The 15805-nt window shown below is 62.9% G+C and carries 11 protein-coding genes; 7 read left to right on the forward strand and 4 right to left on the reverse strand.

Annotation, left to right across the window (positions count from 1 at the left end; translation table 11 throughout):
- Positions 1-19: 19 nt before the first annotated feature.
- The 3 genes from ACI48I_RS11720 (at position 20) to ACI48I_RS11730 (ending at position 4381) form a co-directional block, all read left to right on the forward strand.
- The gene (locus ACI48I_RS11720) at positions 20-1579 is read left to right on the forward strand and encodes a hypothetical protein (protein WP_498574266.1); all 1560 of its coding nucleotides are present in this window, start codon (positions 20-22) and stop codon (positions 1577-1579) included.
- A 49-nt stretch (positions 1580-1628) separates the two neighbouring features.
- Positions 1629-2732, forward strand: a complete 1104-nt coding sequence (locus ACI48I_RS11725) for a hypothetical protein (RefSeq protein WP_193686719.1) — start codon at positions 1629-1631, stop codon at positions 2730-2732.
- Positions 2733-4054: 1322 nt separating this feature from the next.
- Positions 4055-4381: a hypothetical protein gene (locus tag ACI48I_RS11730; RefSeq protein WP_193686717.1), complete on the forward strand. Its 327-nt coding sequence runs from the start codon at positions 4055-4057 to the stop codon at positions 4379-4381.
- Positions 4382-4478: 97 nt separating this feature from the next.
- Here ACI48I_RS11730 and ACI48I_RS11735 read toward each other — a convergent pair whose 3' ends face one another.
- From ACI48I_RS11735 to ACI48I_RS11745, 3 genes are all read right to left on the reverse strand, one after another.
- Positions 4479-5729, reverse strand: a complete 1251-nt coding sequence (locus ACI48I_RS11735; RefSeq protein ID WP_498574267.1) for a CaiB/BaiF CoA transferase family protein — start codon at positions 5727-5729, stop codon at positions 4479-4481.
- A 70-nt stretch (positions 5730-5799) separates the two neighbouring features.
- Positions 5800-7569, reverse strand: a complete 1770-nt coding sequence (locus ACI48I_RS11740; RefSeq protein WP_193686715.1) for a cation:proton antiporter domain-containing protein — start codon at positions 7567-7569, stop codon at positions 5800-5802.
- Between the two features lie 65 nt (positions 7570-7634).
- Positions 7635-8567, reverse strand: a complete 933-nt coding sequence (locus ACI48I_RS11745; protein WP_193686714.1) for an AraC family transcriptional regulator — start codon at positions 8565-8567, stop codon at positions 7635-7637.
- Positions 8568-8665: 98 nt separating this feature from the next.
- Here ACI48I_RS11745 and ACI48I_RS11750 point away from each other — a divergent pair, with 98 nt between their 5' ends.
- Together ACI48I_RS11750 and ACI48I_RS11755 are read left to right on the forward strand one after the other, a co-directional pair.
- The gene (locus ACI48I_RS11750; protein ID WP_498574268.1) at positions 8666-10090 is read left to right on the forward strand and encodes a cytochrome P450; all 1425 of its coding nucleotides are present in this window, start codon (positions 8666-8668) and stop codon (positions 10088-10090) included.
- Positions 10087-10719 carry a hypothetical protein gene (locus tag ACI48I_RS11755; protein WP_498574269.1) on the forward strand — a complete coding sequence of 211 codons (633 nt, stop codon included), beginning with the start codon at positions 10087-10089 and terminating at the stop codon, positions 10717-10719. Before ACI48I_RS11750 ends, ACI48I_RS11755 begins: the two co-directional genes overlap by 4 nt.
- 15 nt (positions 10720-10734) lie before the next feature.
- On the opposite strand, the gene ACI48I_RS11760 is transcribed toward ACI48I_RS11755, so the two are convergent.
- Positions 10735-13050: a family 1 glycosylhydrolase gene (locus tag ACI48I_RS11760; RefSeq protein WP_498574270.1), complete on the reverse strand. Its 2316-nt coding sequence runs from the start codon at positions 13048-13050 to the stop codon at positions 10735-10737.
- A gap of 481 nt (positions 13051-13531) precedes the next feature.
- Between ACI48I_RS11760 and trpS the strand changes: the two genes are divergently transcribed.
- Positions 13532-14554, forward strand: coding sequence for a tryptophan--tRNA ligase (gene trpS / locus ACI48I_RS11765; RefSeq protein ID WP_193686710.1), 1023 nt, complete (start codon positions 13532-13534; stop codon positions 14552-14554).
- Between the two features lie 197 nt (positions 14555-14751).
- On the forward strand, positions 14752-15801 hold the full coding sequence (locus tag ACI48I_RS11770; protein ID WP_498574271.1) for a serine endopeptidase: 1050 nt from the start codon (positions 14752-14754) through the stop codon (positions 15799-15801).
- The last annotated feature ends 4 nt before the right edge of the window (positions 15802-15805 follow it).

Here is a 15805-nt window from a genome sequence, read left to right on the forward strand (position 1 = left end):
TTATTTTGCGGGGAACTCCATGGCTGAGGTAAATGCGACCCAAATGCGGGATGCGTTGGCGTGGGCTACAGATGAAAAAGACCAAGTCGAACCGAGCAAAAACCCTTTTGTATGGTTTTGGGAAGCTATCGAAGGGGACTTTAACGAAAACAGAACGACGTCCCAAATTTTGGTAGATGCCGGAATTTCGATGATCCCGCTCGTCGATCAGGTGTGCGACTTACGCGACCTTATCGCCAATTGTCGTAAGCTTTCGCGGGATCATAACGACATATGGAATTGGGTAGCACTCGCCTTGACGCTTATTGGGTTATTCCCGGCGCTCGGTTCGTTGGTAAAGGGTATCCTGAAAATATTCTTCGGTTTCGTCCGACGCGCTGGTGCAGACAAAATTCCGGACGCGGTCGATGCTGCAATGAGTTGGATTATTTCGTTTTTGCGTCGGCGCAAGGTGCAGGAATACTTAAAGACACATAAAGTCGACGACGTATTGAAATGGCTGGCAACTGAAATCAAAGCAGTCCGTGCGAAGATCAGCGTAGACGAGCTGACCTCGGCGTTTGATAGAGCAGTCCAGGTCGTCGAAGTAATGGTTCGCAAGGTTGAGTTTGTGCCGTTAATTGGCGGACGAGCAAAGGATGCCTTAGTTGAGGTAAAAAAGATTCGGATATTAGCTAACAGGTATCTTGCTCAAGCATTAAAGCCTATACAGGATGTCGTCGACACAGCGATTCTCCGGCTGGAGCGAGAGGCGCTACAGAGGCAAAAGGGGATTGTCGACGTACGAAACATTCATTACAGAGGCGCGTTACCTGAAGCAACGGCCATTTCGTTGATGCGAAATCCGCGTACACGGCCGAGTTGGCTCAACGATGGCTCAGCATTACGCTGGACGCAGGCAGACGCCGATGCATGGGCACCAGTTGTTGCAGCAAAAGTAAAAGACGGCTGGCCTCCACTGCAACCACATAACATCGAGTCATTTCATTCTCTAACCCATGCTGAGATCAAAGGCCCGGCGCGTCTTATTCGGATTCTTTCACCAAACAGTAGGGCGATGAGCGATTGCTGGATTAGCGAAAAAGTTTTTAACGACATACAAAACTCCCCTGACCCCCGGGCTGCATGGCGCAAATTCCTTGCCGTATGGCCCGATTGGAACGTTAATGGACAATTTGTACTCTATGATATAAAGCCGGGCGATTCTCTAAAGGTGTGGCGGGGGCCGGCTTCCGGGCAGACGAAGGCTGGTCTCCCGGATAGTCATTTGGAAGGCGGTTGGGAACAAATAGTTTTTAATGTTGCACGAACCGATGCAAGAAACGACGTAATGCGTTATTACAAACTAAAAGGTGGCCAAAAAAACAGATTGCAAGACTCACTAACCCAAGCCGAGTACGGTAAGCTTAGTGATGAGCAAAAAAAGGCTTACGTTGCCATAAGGGATTCGATAACCCATCCAAATATTAGCGGTCCTTTCGACACGGGGTGGGGTTACACAGACTTCGAGGGCGCAGGGTTTTCAGGAAGGGTCGGCTTGCCGTCTTTGCCAGGACAGACTACGGCACCGCAGAAATGAGGCTGCCTGTTCGTCCTATAACGCTTATCATATTCTCAAATCAAAAATCATGACGACCAATTTTAGTCTTACTGCTTGGCAGAAGAAACAAGCAGCCTTGCTTTACTACTTTTCGTCTTTAGAATATCTCGTAGGGTTGAGGGATCGCTTGCGCGCTTTACGATCTTTCGCTGATGGGATACTTGACGTCAGTCGGCACGAAGGCCGCGATAGCAAGCTGCGAAGCGGTCAATGGGGCAACCGTAATACAAGCGAAAACTGGGAAAATAATGCTTGGCCATTCCTCGCAGATTTTCAGAGATCTGTTGCTGAAAATATCTCGAATCGTGTATCAAATATCTTTGGAAAGACCGCAGCACATCAATGTGCACGAGGTATTGCAGAGTTTTCGATGCATTGGAGTACGCCGGGCGAACAACAACATTTCGATAAAATGTTTGCAGAGTTATATCAATATGCCCGCTACATTGATCAAACAATGGATCGTACGAGCAGCGCAACGCGATGGACGGATTTTGGACTGTCGCTAGCTTGGCAAAATCACGCCACTCGTCTTTCCACGATTCCAAAGTTCGTTGCCAGACCTGATCTAACAGCTCACAGCGGCCAATTACCTCCAAGAACTGGCGTTTATGTTTCAATAGACGACTCCGAGGCAACCCTTCAGTTCGCGTGGACTGGTTCTCCGGACGGTAAGTTATTAGACGGCACCACGTTCAACAGAACGGGAAGAGCAGCAGCTGCTACAGTCGGCAGGGCCAAACTGTGGACCGATGGGGAAGCCATGCTCCGCTTCGTTCTGGACGACTTGTCAAACCCCGACTTATCGAAAGATCCGTTTTTCGAGGACTCACGGACACCTGAACTCGCACCAAGCTTGGTTGCACGAAATGCTTTCACCTCATGTTCATCACGCTGGTGTTACGTTGAGATCGTAAAAGATGAGTTCGAGCCAGCATCACTTGACGTAGAAGAAATGTCGCAGCAAACGGGGCGTTTCGAGGTTGGTCAGCACTGTACAAGAGAAGGGTTTTATTTTTCTCCCGCAGATGCGCATTCGCGGCGTCACTTTCAGCACGGCGAACAATTTCCATTGCTGCGATCCGAATATGGAAAGACGATATGGCAGTGGGATCAGGATCAAAATAAGTAAGGCCTTCCATCGCTAACCGGCTGAGCAGGAGCAAACCAACGCACTACTGCGCTCATCTACATGATCCGCTCTCAAGGAAACAATGGACGTCAACGATCATTTCCTTGTCTTAGGCCGCCCCGTTCCGTTGCGTTGCCAACTGCCAGCTATTTGCGGATGCTATGCGCTCGCAAATAGCTGGATGGGGAGATTCGGAAAATTAATAGTCTTGTCGGGGTGTCAGTCCAGCGTAAACAAGTCCGTTAAGGGAATCATTTATGCAACAGAATCTAAATCCGCAGGAAATCTACCTTCTCGAACGCTACACATCCGTCGAGTACTTTTGCGAGCTTCGCGATACTTGGGAAGAAATGGTTAAGCACTTGGAGTCATGCCTCGGACGGTTCATGCAGAGGCTCCCGAAAAATTACCGTGCCAAACCCTTGCCAGAGCAGCCAGATGCGGTTTGGGGTAATCGAGTATTGCCAAATTTTCGGAACACGCTACAGGGACTGTACACTGGCTATATCCTATTGACGCATGGGGACCTTCGGGGGCTCAGCTATGCATGGGGACCCAAATCTGATTTCAAGGGCCAAATGGATTTCTGGGCGGGATGGATGGAGCGTGCGGATGAGAACGTGTATGGGGAATTTCTGCATAAAGCGGTCACACTTGCCAGCAATATTTGTCGAACCGAACGGGCTGGTTGGGGGCCATTCGACCTTGTAACTTACGACGAGCAGTGGGGACCTTTGAATCCGCCGGCACAGTGGCCGAGTTATCGAATACAAAGGGGGATATTTGTTGCAACCGGACAAAAGCTTGAGCGCAACGGAATTTATGTGCCCGACGTAGTATCAAGCTGTGCGGAATTTCTGTACATCGGATATGAAACGGCCCCCGCCGCAAAGGTGCATGTTGGCATGCGACCGCTCCTGGACCCGACAACGGGTGAGCAATATGCCGAGGAACCGATATTCGAGAATCGAGACTGTACCTGGTACCTGGTTGAACGCGTTTCGGATGAGGAGGGGGGGCGCGGGATAATCCTACGCCAGCTACGCAGCATGCTCAGGTCCCGGCCGGTGAGGCCTGTCCCGAGACCGGTTTTTACTTCACGCCTGCCAAAACGGAATCTCGACGCCTATTCCACAAGGGCGAGATAATGCCGAGCTTAGACACCGACTACGGCCGTACGATTTGGCAATGGGATAACAATCAGGTCTCGTAGCCGTGCGGCAGCTGCGACTTCGTCTATCTGCAAGCCAGCGTACACCGCGCGCACGCCTTTTTGATCCAGCGCTAAAATGATCTGCTCACTTTATGTTGAGGAGGTCATCATGCTGCAAGCCAACGAAATCCAGCAACGCTACAGCCACCTGCAGCAGACCATCGGCGAAGCCGAGCAGGCCTGCAAGTCGTCGCAGGATACGCCGCCTGAGATGCGCGCCTGTATCGAGCGCATTTCGAGGGAGGTGAAGCAGGCGCGCGATGTGATGCAGTCGAACGATGAGGCACGCATCGTGCAATGCGTCGATAGTCTGGAAGACATGGGCGACGAAGCCAAGCGCATCAGCCGGTCGTCACCGCAGATGCCGGCGCACCTGGAAGCGGTCGTCACCCGCGTGCACGCCGAGCTGTCGGACTTCAAGCACAAGCTGCACTAAGCACGAACACCCGCAAGGCCGGCCGAGGCACGCGGCCGGCGGCGCGGGAGCAATCCATCACGCGGCGCCAAGGCCGCGTACCAAGCGGCAGTACTGCTTACACCACTCCGCGCGCGCGCAGCGCCGCAATCTCGTCGCCGCTCCGTTTCAGCACATCGCGCAGCACTTCGTCGGTGTGCTGGCCCAGCAGCGGCGGCGCCTTGTCGCTCGTCGCCGGCGTCGAGGACATCTTCATCGGGCTGCGCACCAGCGTCACCTTGCCGGCGCTCGGGTGCGCCAGCTCGACCGCCATGCCGCGCGCCCGTACCTGCTCGTTGGCGAACACTTCACCCACATCGTTGATCGGCCCGCAGGGCACGCCGACCGCTTCGAGCATTGCAATCCACTCGTTGCGGCCGCGCGTCGCCACCATCTCCGCCAGCAGCGGCACCAGCACGTCGCGATTGGCCACCCGCTGCGGATTGGTCGCGAAGCGCGGGTCGGCCGCCAGCTCGGGACGGCCGCCGGCTTCGACGAACTTCTGGTACTGGCCGTCGTTCCCGGCCGCGACGATGATGTGCCCATCGGAACAGGCAAAGGTTTGATAAGGCACGATATTGGCGTGCGCATTGCCCCAGCGCTTGGGCGCCTTGCCGCTGGTGAGGTAGTTGCTGCCGACATTGGCCAGCATCGCCACTTGCGTATCGAGCAGGGCCATGTCGATGTACTGACCCTCTCCCGTGCGGTCGCGGTGGGTCAGCGCAGCCAGCACCGCGATCGTGGCGTACATCCCGGTCATCAGGTCGGTCAGCGCCACGCCGGCCTTTTGCGGACCGCCGCCCGGCAGCTCGTCGCGCTCTCCGGTCACCGACATCAGGCCGCCCATGCCCTGGATCAGGAAGTCGTAGCCGGCGCGGTGCGCATAGGGTCCGTCCTGGCCGAATCCGGTGATCGAGCAGTAGACGAGGTCCGGCTTGACGGCCTTCAGCGACGCGTAGTCCAGCCCATAGCGCTTCAGTTGCCCGACCTTGTAGTTTTCGAGGACCACGTCGGCCTCGCGCGCCAGTTCGCGGATCAGGGCCTGGCCTTCGCTGCTGGCGATATCGACCGTCACCGAGCGCTTGCCGCGGTTGGCCGACAGGTAATAGGCCGCCTCTCCCGTGTCCTTGCCGTCCGCATCCTTCGCGTAGGGCGGGCCCCAGGCGCGCGTGTCGTCGCCGCAGCCGGGGCGCTCGATCTTGATCACATCGGCGCCGAGGTCGGCCAGGTTTTGCGAACACCAGGGGCCGGCCAGCACGCGCGACAAATCGAGCACGCGGATATGGCCCAGCGCCCTGGGCGCGCCCTTGAGATTGCCGGAATCGATCATGATGGTCTGAACAAGTTTGTCGAGCCGCGATTATAGCTGCCCCGCTCGACAGCCCGCGGGTGGGATGGCGTCACCCGCGGTGCCCCGGCTCCCGTAAACCCGCATCGTTGAGCTGCTCGGCAAACAGGTCGCGCTCGCGGTCGACGATGTCGTCCACCGTACGCTCGTCCAGCCCCATCGCTTCGAGCACGAAGGCCGACAGCTGCAGGCTCGCTTCCAGCGTTTCCGGCACCACGACCGTCGCGCCTGCGCGCTTGAGCGAACGTGCATGCCGCTCGTCGCGCGAGCGCACGAACAGCGGCACCTCGGCGAATTCGCGGCGGATCCCGCGCACCGCCTGCAGGGCCGAAGACGGATTGTCCATCGTCAGCACGATCGCCGGCGCCTGGTCGGCCTTCACGAGGCGCAGCAGTTCCGGGCGCGCCGCGTTGCCGAAGAAGACCGGGACGCCCTGCGCATGCAGCTTCGAGACCATGGTGGCGTTGTTTTCGAAAGCGACATACGGGATGTGCTGGGCGTCGAGCAGCTTGGCCAGCTGCTGCCCGACCCGGCCGAAGCCGGCGATGACGATCTTGCCGCGCGCCTCGGCCAGCGCCGTTTCGTCGTGCTGGGCCGCGCTCTCGCGGGCGGCACGTTCGCCGCGCTCGCCGATCATCCGTCCCAGGCGCGCCAGCAGCGGCGTGATGAACATCGACAGGCCGACGGCCAGCATCACGCGCGCGCCGAGGCCGGGGTCGAGCAGTTTGGCCGCCACCGCGTCGCCCAGTACGATGAAGGCAAACTCGCCGCCCTGGGCCAGCAGCAGGCCGCCCTCGGCCGCGCGCGTCCACGAAAAGCGTCCGGCGCGCAGCAGCAGCGTGACCACGAAAGCCTTGATCAGCACCAGCCCGCAGACGGCGCCGGCCAGCCACAGCGGCGCGTCGACCAGCTGGCGCAGGTCCATGCCCATCCCGACCGTCATGAAGAACAGGCCCATGAGCAGGCCCTTGAAGGGCTCGACCATCAGCTCGACCTCGTGCCGGAACTCGGTCTCGGCCAGCAGCAGGCCGGCGATCAGGGCGCCGAGCGCCATCGACAGGCCGGCGGCGTTCGACAGGCCGGCGATGCCGAAGGTGCTCAGCAGGATCAGCGCCATGAACACGTCCGGCTGGCGGTGACGCGCAAAGGCTTTGAACAGGGGATGGATGACGCGCCCGCCGACGAGATAGATCAGGGCGATCGCGCCGGCCGCTTTCGCCATCGTCAGCATCGCCAGTGTCGCGGCGCCGTCGCCGCCGCCGCGTGCCAGCACGCCGATCAGGACCAGGATCGGCACCACGGCCAGGTCCTGCAGCATCAGCACCGAAAACGCGGCCTGGCCGAGGCGGCTACCGGTGCTGTCTTGTGCGCTCATCAGCTGCATCACGACGGCGGTCGAGGAAAGCGAGAGTACGAGACCGAGGATGGCGGCCGTGGCGAAGGGCTGGCCGAGGAAATGAAGCGCGCCGCCGATCAGCGCCGCGCTGGCCAGCACCTGCACCGTGCCGCCGCCGAAGACCCAGGCGCGCATCGCCCACAGGCGCGCGGCCGAGAGTTCGAGGCCGATCATGAACATCAGGAACAGCACGCCGATTTCGGCCAGCATCGAGATGCCCTGGCCGCTGGGGAAGGTCAGCCAGGCGAGCCAGGGGAATTCGGCCGCATGCAGGCCGAGCCCGAACGGACCGACCAGGGCGCCGACCGCCAGGAAGCCCAGCACCTGGTTGATGCGCAGGCGCTGCAGGGTGGGGATGAGGATGCCGGCGAGGATCAGGAAAAGGATGATTTCCCGGAAAAACGGGAAAGCGTGTTGCTCTTGCACGGGTAACTGCCTTTGCGGTTGTCGGGTGACCTTGCCATTTTATAACGCGGCGCGTATCAGCCCCGTTATACCCAGAGCCGGTACATCCAGAAGGATTCGTCCTCGGCGAAGCGCTGGGCGAATTCGGTCGGCGCAAAACCGGTGATGCGCTTCGCGCTGCGGATCATGTGCGCCTGGTCGGTGAAGCCCTGGTCCTGCGCCAGCCCTGCCCAGTCGAAAGGCAGGCCGGCCTCGTAGCGCTCGCGCGCCGCGAAGAACAGGCCTTCGGTGCGCACGATCGATTGCCATTCGCGCAGCGACCTGCCGCTGAAGGATTTCACCCGGCGCTCGACGTGGCGCGGGCTGTGCACGCGCGCCCACTGGCTCGCCTGCCAGCCCAGGCGTTCGACCCAGTGCCGTCCCAGCTGCCGCAGCGACGGACGTTCCGAATCGCGGCCTTGCACGGCCTGCCAGCGGCGTGCCAGGTGGCGCTCCAGTACCCCCGGAACTTCCGCGTCCTCACTCGCCAGCAGCGCGTCCCACAGCGCGGCGAATTCCGGGCCGATCACCTCGCCGACAGGCGCGAAACGGTCCTGGATCGCCGCCAGGTCGAGGCCGAACAGCGCTTGCGCGGCGTCGGCCGTGAAGCAGGCGACATGGCCGCGTCCCGTCGTCGGCGACCAGCTCACCGTCGGATGCGCCTGGGTGCCGGAGACGACGACCGATGCGCCGAAGGGCGCCCAGGCCGGACCGTGCGGACCGGGCGTCACCAGGCCCACCTCCGCATCCCGGAACCAGGAAATGGTGACGAAGGGCGAGGCCGGGAAATGGGTCAGGCGCTGGGCATCGTCCAGGAGCAGAGCGCTGGTGTCGCGCGCGACCAGTGCGAGCAGTGCGCCCTGCAGGGACGCGGGCGCCAGGCGCAGCGATTCGCAAGGGACGCCACCCGCGCGCGCGGCGCGGGGAGCGCGCTCGAGCGGGGAGGGGCAGATTGGTGAGGTGAGGGGGCGGGCAGCCATGGAAACCAAGTATAACAACAAAATGCTGTCAAATTGTCATGCCGCTGATGTCGCTTTCGTACAAGACCCGTGTCAGGGGAAGGCCGAGAATCGATGGCATGAAACCTTCCACACCCTTCGAGTGCCCCCATCACGCCGCCCTGCGCGCGGCGTCTTCCGAACCTGCGCCGCAGCCGGCGGGCAGCTGGCCGCCGGGTCCGGCGTCCGGCCTCACCGGCTGGGGCCTGCTGCGCGCGATGTCGCGCGACCTGCTCGGCACGCTCGAAGGGTGGCGGCGCGCCCACGGCGACGTCGTGCACCTGCGGATCCGGCCCGAGCACCAGGTCGTGCTCACCGATCCCGCCCTGGTGCGCGAACTGCTGGTCGCCCAGCACGAGGGGCTGGTGCGCTGGGAGCGCGGCGTCCAGGTCATGGCGCAGCTGCATGGGCACAGCGTGCTGACGGCCGAAGGCCAGCCCTGGCGCGCCAGGCGCCAGGCCCTGCAGCCCAGCTTCACGCCGAAGGCGGTGCAGTCCTTCGTGCCCGACATCGCGGCAGCAAGCGGCAAGGCGCTGGCAGGATGGCGCGCGGACGGCGCGGCCTGGCCGATCGAACAGGCCTTTACGTCGCTCGGCATGGACATCATCCTGCGCACGATGTTTTCCAGCGAAATCGATGCCGACGCGCGCCTGGCCGAGCGTGCCGTGCACGAAGTCTCGGTCGCGGGCAACGCCGAAATGTACTGGCCGGCGAGCTGGCCCGACTGGATGCCGTGGAAGGCGTCCAAACGGCGCGCCATGAAGATGCTGCGCGGCCTGATCGAACGCCATGTGACCACGCGGCTGGCGCTGGCGCGCGATCTGTGGCCCGGCGATTTGCTGACGCGGCTTCTAATCCTGCACCTGGACGATCCTGACGCCTGGTCCTTGCAGGCGGTGCGCGACGAATGCATGACGGCCTTCCTTGCGGGCCACGAGACCGCGGCCGCCACGCTGACCTGGTGGTCCTGGTGCATGGCCGCCAACCCGGCGGCGCAGGCGGCCGCGCGCGCCGAGGTCGACGCCGTCCTCCGAGGACGGGACCCGGCCGCCGAAGACCTGCCCGCACTCGCCTGCCTGAAGCGCACCTTGCAGGAAACCCTGCGCCTGTATCCGGCCGCGCCGGTGCTCCTCAGCCGCCGTTCGACGGGAGCGATCGCGCTCGGCGGCTGGCGCTTTCCGGCGCGGACCATGTTCACGGTGCCGGTCGGCCTGATGCAGCGCGACGCGTGCTGGTTTCCTGAGCCGGACGCGTTCCGGCCCGAGCGCTTCGCCGACGACGCCGGGAAACAAGTCCGCGGCGCCTATCTGCCCTTTGGTGCGGGGCCGCGCGTGTGCATCGGCCAGCACCTGGCGCTGGCCGAGATGACGGTGGTCGCGGCGATGTTCCTGCAGCGCTTCGAAGTGGCGGCGCCGGAAGGGATGGCGCCGCCCGAACCCGAGTTCCACATCACGCTGCGCCCGCGCGAGTCGCTCAAGCTGCTGCTGGCGAGGCGGGCGCCATGAAGACCGAACGCACATTCCACCGCTTCGGCGCCGTCCTCGTTTCGATCTTCGTGCTGGCGCACCTGGCCAACCACCTGGCGGCGCTGGGCGGCATCGCCGCGCACCTGCGCTTCATGGAAACGGCGCGGCTGGTCTATCGCCAGCCGGTCGTCGAAAGTTTGCTGTTGTCTGGTGTCGTGCTGCAGGCGGGCAGCGGCCTGCGCCTGGCGGCGTCGGGCTGGAAGAGGCGGCGGGGATGGCTCGCCTGGTTGCAGGCCGGGTCGGGCGCTTATCTGGCGCTGTTCCTGCTGATTCACGTGTCGGCGGTGCTGGCCGGGCGTACGGTGCTCGGGCTGGACACGAATGTCCACTTTGCCGCGGCGGGACTGCAGGCCTGGCCCTACAGCCTGTTTTTCGTCCCCTATTATTTCCTGGCCGTGCTGGCGGTGTTCGTTCACCTCGGCTGTGCGCTTGCGCGCCGCGCGGGTCCGTCGCCGCGCAAGCGCGCGGCCGCCGTCGGCGTGCCCCTGTGCGTGGGAGCGGTCGTGTCGGTCCTGGTGGTGGCGGCCTTGATGAGCCGGCTCATTCCCTACACGGTCCCGCAGGAATACCGGAACACCTTCGGGGCGCAGGCGGACCTGCGCCCGTGAGCGTTCACCTGACGCTCAGAACCCGCCGCGCACCGCTTCGGCCGGCGTCTCTTCCTGCTGGCGATGGCCGCTGGCCACAGGCACCCGCGTTTCCGCGGTCTTGACCAGTTCCTCGTACTCCGGATCGTGGACATTGCGCAGCTCGAGATAGCGGTCGAGCGCGTTCTCCAGCTTCGGCAGCAGGACGCCGCGCTCGCTGTGCATGACGCTGTAGTTCGGACGCGCCGCGGTCAGGCCCATCGTGCCTGAAGATTGCGCGACCAGCGTGCCGGCATCGATGCCGGCCTTTTGCGCCGCCAGCTTCGCCAGCTCGAACCAGGTGACCGAGCCGCCGTTGTTCAGGTGCCAGACGCCGGATTCGCGGTCGATGGCGAGATCGAGGCAGGTATGCACCAGGTCCGGCACGTAGGTCGGCGAGACGGTCATGTCGTCGGCCGCAACAAAAGTCTCGCCGCGCTCCAGCGCGTTCAGCGCCAGCGTGACGAAATTGTGCTTGTCCCAGGGACCGAAGAAGGCGCTGGTACGCACCACCAGGGCGCCCGGGTGTTGATCGAGCACGGCGGCTTCCGATTCGGCCTTGCTGCGGCCATAGACGTTCAGCGGCGTAACCGGATCGCTCTCGACGTATGGGGCTTCCTTGCGGCCATCGAACACCAGGTCGCTCGAGAAGGTAGTCAGGTGCACGCCGTGGCGGGCGCAGGCCTCGGCCAGGATCGCGGCGCCGTGTGTGTTGTCGCGCATGCAGCGCTCGACATCGCTCTCGGCATCGTCGACGCGCACATAGCCGCTGGTATTGATCAGGGCCCAGGGCTTGTGGTGGGCCAGCGCGCGCTCGACCGAGGCCGGGTCGGCGATGTCCATGTCGTGGCGCGACAGCAGTTTGTAGGCGAGGTTGCGCTTCTGGCAGATGCGGGCGAAGGCGCGGCCCAGGGTGCCGGTAGCGCCCGTGATCAGGATCGGCGCGGCGCGGATGCCGGCCAGGCGCTGGGCGGGGGCAGGGATCGAGGTCAGGGCCGCCGGGGTAGCGACCGGGGTGCACAGGAAGCGGTCCGGACGGCGCCACCAGCCCTGGCCGCGCAGGACCGGGTTCGACAGCGGCTGGCCATGTGCCAGTTCGCGCATCATGGCAGCCAGCGCGGTCGGGCGCGGCAGCGGCGAACGGACGTCGAAGGGGCCCGGCTCGTAATAGCCGCGGTTCTGCGTGACCAGGCTGTTCCAGTCGAAGGAACCGAGCAGCGACCAGACGGTGACGGCGCGCAGGTCGACGCCGTTGGTGCGCGCCGTTTGCGCCGCCTGCCAGATCTCCAGCAGCCAGCGCAGCTGATCTTCGCGGTTGGCGTCGATATGGGCTTCGGTGATCGCCAGCGGCAGGCGATAGCGCTCCCAGATTTCGGTGAGCAGAGGGCCGATGCCGGCCGTCGGCGTGGCCAGCGCGCGCGAAGCTTCGATGTCGGCGCAGGGGATGCCGTCGGCCATGCCGCGGTGGTGCTGCGGATAGCGCTCCGGACGGTGGTCGAGCCAGCGCTCGCTGGTCACGTAATAGTTCACGCCGATGATATCCGGCGGGCAGGTGTTGTCGCGGAACCAGAGCAGGTCGGCGACATCGACGCCGGTGCCCGTCAGGTATTTCCATAGTGGGTGTTCCGGGCCGACGGTGCCGCATAGCAGGTCCCAGGCCAGCCAGCGGCGCTCATTGTAGAACTCGGCGACATGGCTCAGCTCGGGCGTGCTGTAGGTCTTGCCGAGGTCGTCGGTCTGGACCAGCCTGGCGTTCGGATTTACCTTGCGGATGGCGCGCATGCAGAGCACGACGGCGCGGCACTGGATCAGCAGGGCCTGGATGAAACTTTTGTCGTCGCGCGCATGCGGGTACCAGACGCCGTACAGGCCGGCGAAGCGCGCGGTGGTGCAGGGTTCGTTGACGGGTGTGTAGTACTCGAGCCAGGGATAACGGGCGGCCACCGCGCCCGCGTACTCGGCCAGGCGTTCCGGGAAGGCGGGGTCGAGCAGGCTGGTATCGCGCGGGCCGCTGCCGTGGTGGATCAGGCCTGCGATCGGGGTCACGCCGGCTTCGCGCAGGAGCGGGAGGCGCTCGTCGGGCCAGCTCCAGTCGGCCTTGTCGATGCCGTCCGGGGCGGTGCGTTCCCACAGGATCGGATAGCGGATGGCGCGGATGCCGGTCGATGCGAAGCGCCCGATGTCGCAGTTGCGCAGGGCGTGGCCGTTACGGTCCAATTGGCTGAAGTACTCGTCTTGCACGCGATTTACCGTGCATTCAAGGCCGCCCCAGAGTTCGAGCGCGTGAAAAAATTCTCCATGGCTGCGTTGCATCGTCTCGCCGTACGACTGTACTGTCTTCGACGATGCGCCTTGCCCTGGAGTTTTTTTCACACGCTCTTCGAGTGGGCGGGATTGGCTGTTCGGGCTCGTGTTATTCATGATTTCACCACTTATTAGAATTTTAACAACAAAAAACTTTTAGACGGTCGCCGAAAAGATAAAGTTCGGAATAATCGACTGTCTGATTTCGCCGCCGCTCATGAAAAAAGATAAGCGCGTCCGGCACCTTCATGGTTGGCCGATGACGCTTCCCCCTCGTCGCGTCCGGCTCGACTTCCGGTTGACATTGCGCCGTCAACCTGCAAACATGCCATCCATGAAATTTCTCAACCCACATTCCTCGTTTGTCACCTGGTGGCGCCGCTGACGACGCGCGGCCCAGACGAGAAGATGTGACTCAAATGAACGCCGCCTCGATTCAGGTGGCGTTTTTTTTGGCGCGGCGGGATCGGGGCACACACAAGGAAAACCGATGAATTCCCCAGAGACCAAGACCCCCGCACCTGTCATCCTGACCGGCGACCGTCCGACCGGCCCGCTGCACCTCGGCCACTTCGTGGGCAGCCTGCGCAACCGTGTTGCCTACCAGAACGAGTACCGCCAGTTCATCATGCTGGCCGACGCCCAGGCGCTCACCGACAACATGGATGACACCGGCAAGGTACACCGGAATGTAGTCGAAGTGGCGCTCGATTACCTCGCCGTCGGGATCGACCCGAGCCAGTCGACGATCTTCATCCAGTCCCAGGTTCCGGAACTGGCCGAGTTGACATTCTATTATCTTAATCTCGTCACCGTCGCCCGTTTGGAGCGCAACCCGACTGTCAAGACGGAAATCGCGCTGCGCAATTTCGAGCGCGACATCCCGGCCGGCTTCCTGACTTACCCGGTCAGCCAGGCCTCCGACATCAGCGCCTTCAAGGCGACCCTGGTGCCGGTGGGCGAGGACCAGATCCCGATGATCGAGCAGTGCAACGAGATCGTGCGCCGCTTCAACCGCCTGGTCAATAAAGACATCCTGGTCGAGTGCAAGGCCCTGGTGCCGGAAATCGGCCGCCTGCCCGGCATCGACGGCAAGGCCAAGATGAGCAAGTCGCTGGGCAATACCATCAACCTGGGCGACAGCGAAGACCAGATCCGCGCCGCGGTGAAACAGGTCTACACGGATCCGCTGCACCTGAAGGTTTCGGACCCGGGCCACGTCGAGGGCAACGTCGCCTTCCTCTACCTGGACGCTTTCGATACCGACAAGGCGGCGCTGGAAGAGATGAAGGCGCACTACACGCGCGGCGGCCTGGGCGACAGCATCGTCAAGAAACGCCTGGACCTGGTGTTGCAGGAGATGCTGGCCCCGATCCGCGCCCGCCGCGAAGAGTTCGCGCAGGACAAGGGGCAGGTGCTGCAGATGCTCAAGGAAGGCACAATGAAGGCGCGTGAAGTGGCGGCCGGTACGGTCGACGAAGTACGCCGCGCGCTGGGACTGTCCTACTTCTGATTGTTTTGACACTGCGCGTCCTTGCGGTAAGGGACGCGCAGGACTTCGGGGCGTGCCGTTCAACGCCCCCTCCGGTATCGCCCCACGCTCCCTCCACGTTTCGCGCTGGCTTCCTGTTTTGAGCCATGACAAGCTGCGTCCCGCGGCTTTGCCTGAGATCGCCGCTCATCGCGCGTTTATCGTAACGGGAGGAAAATATGAGCAAAGGATTGCGGCTGACCGAGAAATGGCTGCAGCGCGCCCTGTGGCTGGTGGCGTTTGCGTTCGCCAGCTTTCTCATCGGCCTGGGCGGCAAAATCGTCGACAACCTGGCCGATGTGGAACGGTCGCCCACCCTGGAACAGTTCATGGAACCGGCCCAGCTTGCCGCCGTGCGCCGGGACGAGGAAGAGGCGGACCGGCGGCAGACACTCGCCAGCGAACGTTATGCGCAAGCCGTCGAAAAACACGGCGTGGCGCAGGCGAACACGAAGTCGGCCCGTGCCGGCTTCGACAACTGGGTCGCCACGCGCAGCGTGACCGCGCGACCCGACCAGGATGCCGAACTGATTGCCCGGACCAAGGCGCTCGAAACGCTGGAAGCCGACGAGCGGCGCGCCCTGGCTGCGGTGGAAGCGCAGCGCCAGGCCCTGCTCGACGCGACCCAGCAAGGCGAGCGCGCCACAAGGCGCCGGCACGAGCTCGAGCTGCCGGCCGAGTTCAGGCGCGACAAGGCGCTGCAGTCGCTGACCCTGCGCATCTTCGGCTACCGCCTGGCGCTGACCCTGCCGCTGCTGGTTGCCGCCGGCTGGCTGTTCAAGCACAAGAGAAAGAGTCCTTCCTGGCCTTTCGCCTGGGGTTTTATTTTTTTCGCCCTGTTTGCCTTCTTCTTCGAGCTGGTGCCCTACCTGCCGAGTTACGGCGGCTATGTGCGCTATATCGTGGGAATCATCGTCACTGTGGTGGCGGGGCGCTATGCGATCGCCGCCCTGCAGCGCTACCTGGCGCGCCAGAAGGAAAGCGAAGCCTTGCCGGATGTGCAGCGGCGCCGGACGCTGCGCTACGACACGGCGCTGGCCAGGCTCGGGAAGAGCGTGTGCCCGGGCTGCGAGCGGCCGGTCGACCTGAAAGACGGGAAAACGGATTACTGCCCGCACTGCGGCATCGGCCTGTTCGACCGGTGCGGCGGCTGCGCGGCGCGCAAGAATGCCTTCGGACGGTTCTGCTTTGCGTGCGGAACCGCCGCGAACACGTCCCTGGCTGACTGATTGC

The organism is Massilia sp. LXY-5, assembly GCF_059801075.1.

Coding starts and splice junctions, on each gene's coding strand:
- ACI48I_RS11720 (WP_498574266.1), top strand. CDS start 20: ATGGCTGAGGTAAATGCGACCCAAATGCGGGATGCGTTGGCGTGGGCT.
- ACI48I_RS11725 (WP_193686719.1), top strand. CDS start 1,629: ATGACGACCAATTTTAGTCTTACTGCTTGGCAGAAGAAACAAGCAGCC.
- ACI48I_RS11730 (WP_193686717.1), top strand. CDS start 4,055: ATGCTGCAAGCCAACGAAATCCAGCAACGCTACAGCCACCTGCAGCAG.
- ACI48I_RS11735 (WP_498574267.1), bottom strand. CDS start 5,729: ATGATCGATTCCGGCAATCTCAAGGGCGCGCCCAGGGCGCTGGGCCAT.
- ACI48I_RS11745 (WP_193686714.1), bottom strand. CDS start 8,567: ATGGCTGCCCGCCCCCTCACCTCACCAATCTGCCCCTCCCCGCTCGAG.
- ACI48I_RS11750 (WP_498574268.1), top strand. CDS start 8,666: ATGAAACCTTCCACACCCTTCGAGTGCCCCCATCACGCCGCCCTGCGC.
- ACI48I_RS11755 (WP_498574269.1), top strand. CDS start 10,087: ATGAAGACCGAACGCACATTCCACCGCTTCGGCGCCGTCCTCGTTTCG.
- ACI48I_RS11760 (WP_498574270.1), bottom strand. CDS start 13,050: ATGCAACGCAGCCATGGAGAATTTTTTCACGCGCTCGAACTCTGGGGC.
- trpS (WP_193686710.1), top strand. CDS start 13,532: ATGAATTCCCCAGAGACCAAGACCCCCGCACCTGTCATCCTGACCGGC.
- ACI48I_RS11770 (WP_498574271.1), top strand. CDS start 14,752: ATGAGCAAAGGATTGCGGCTGACCGAGAAATGGCTGCAGCGCGCCCTG.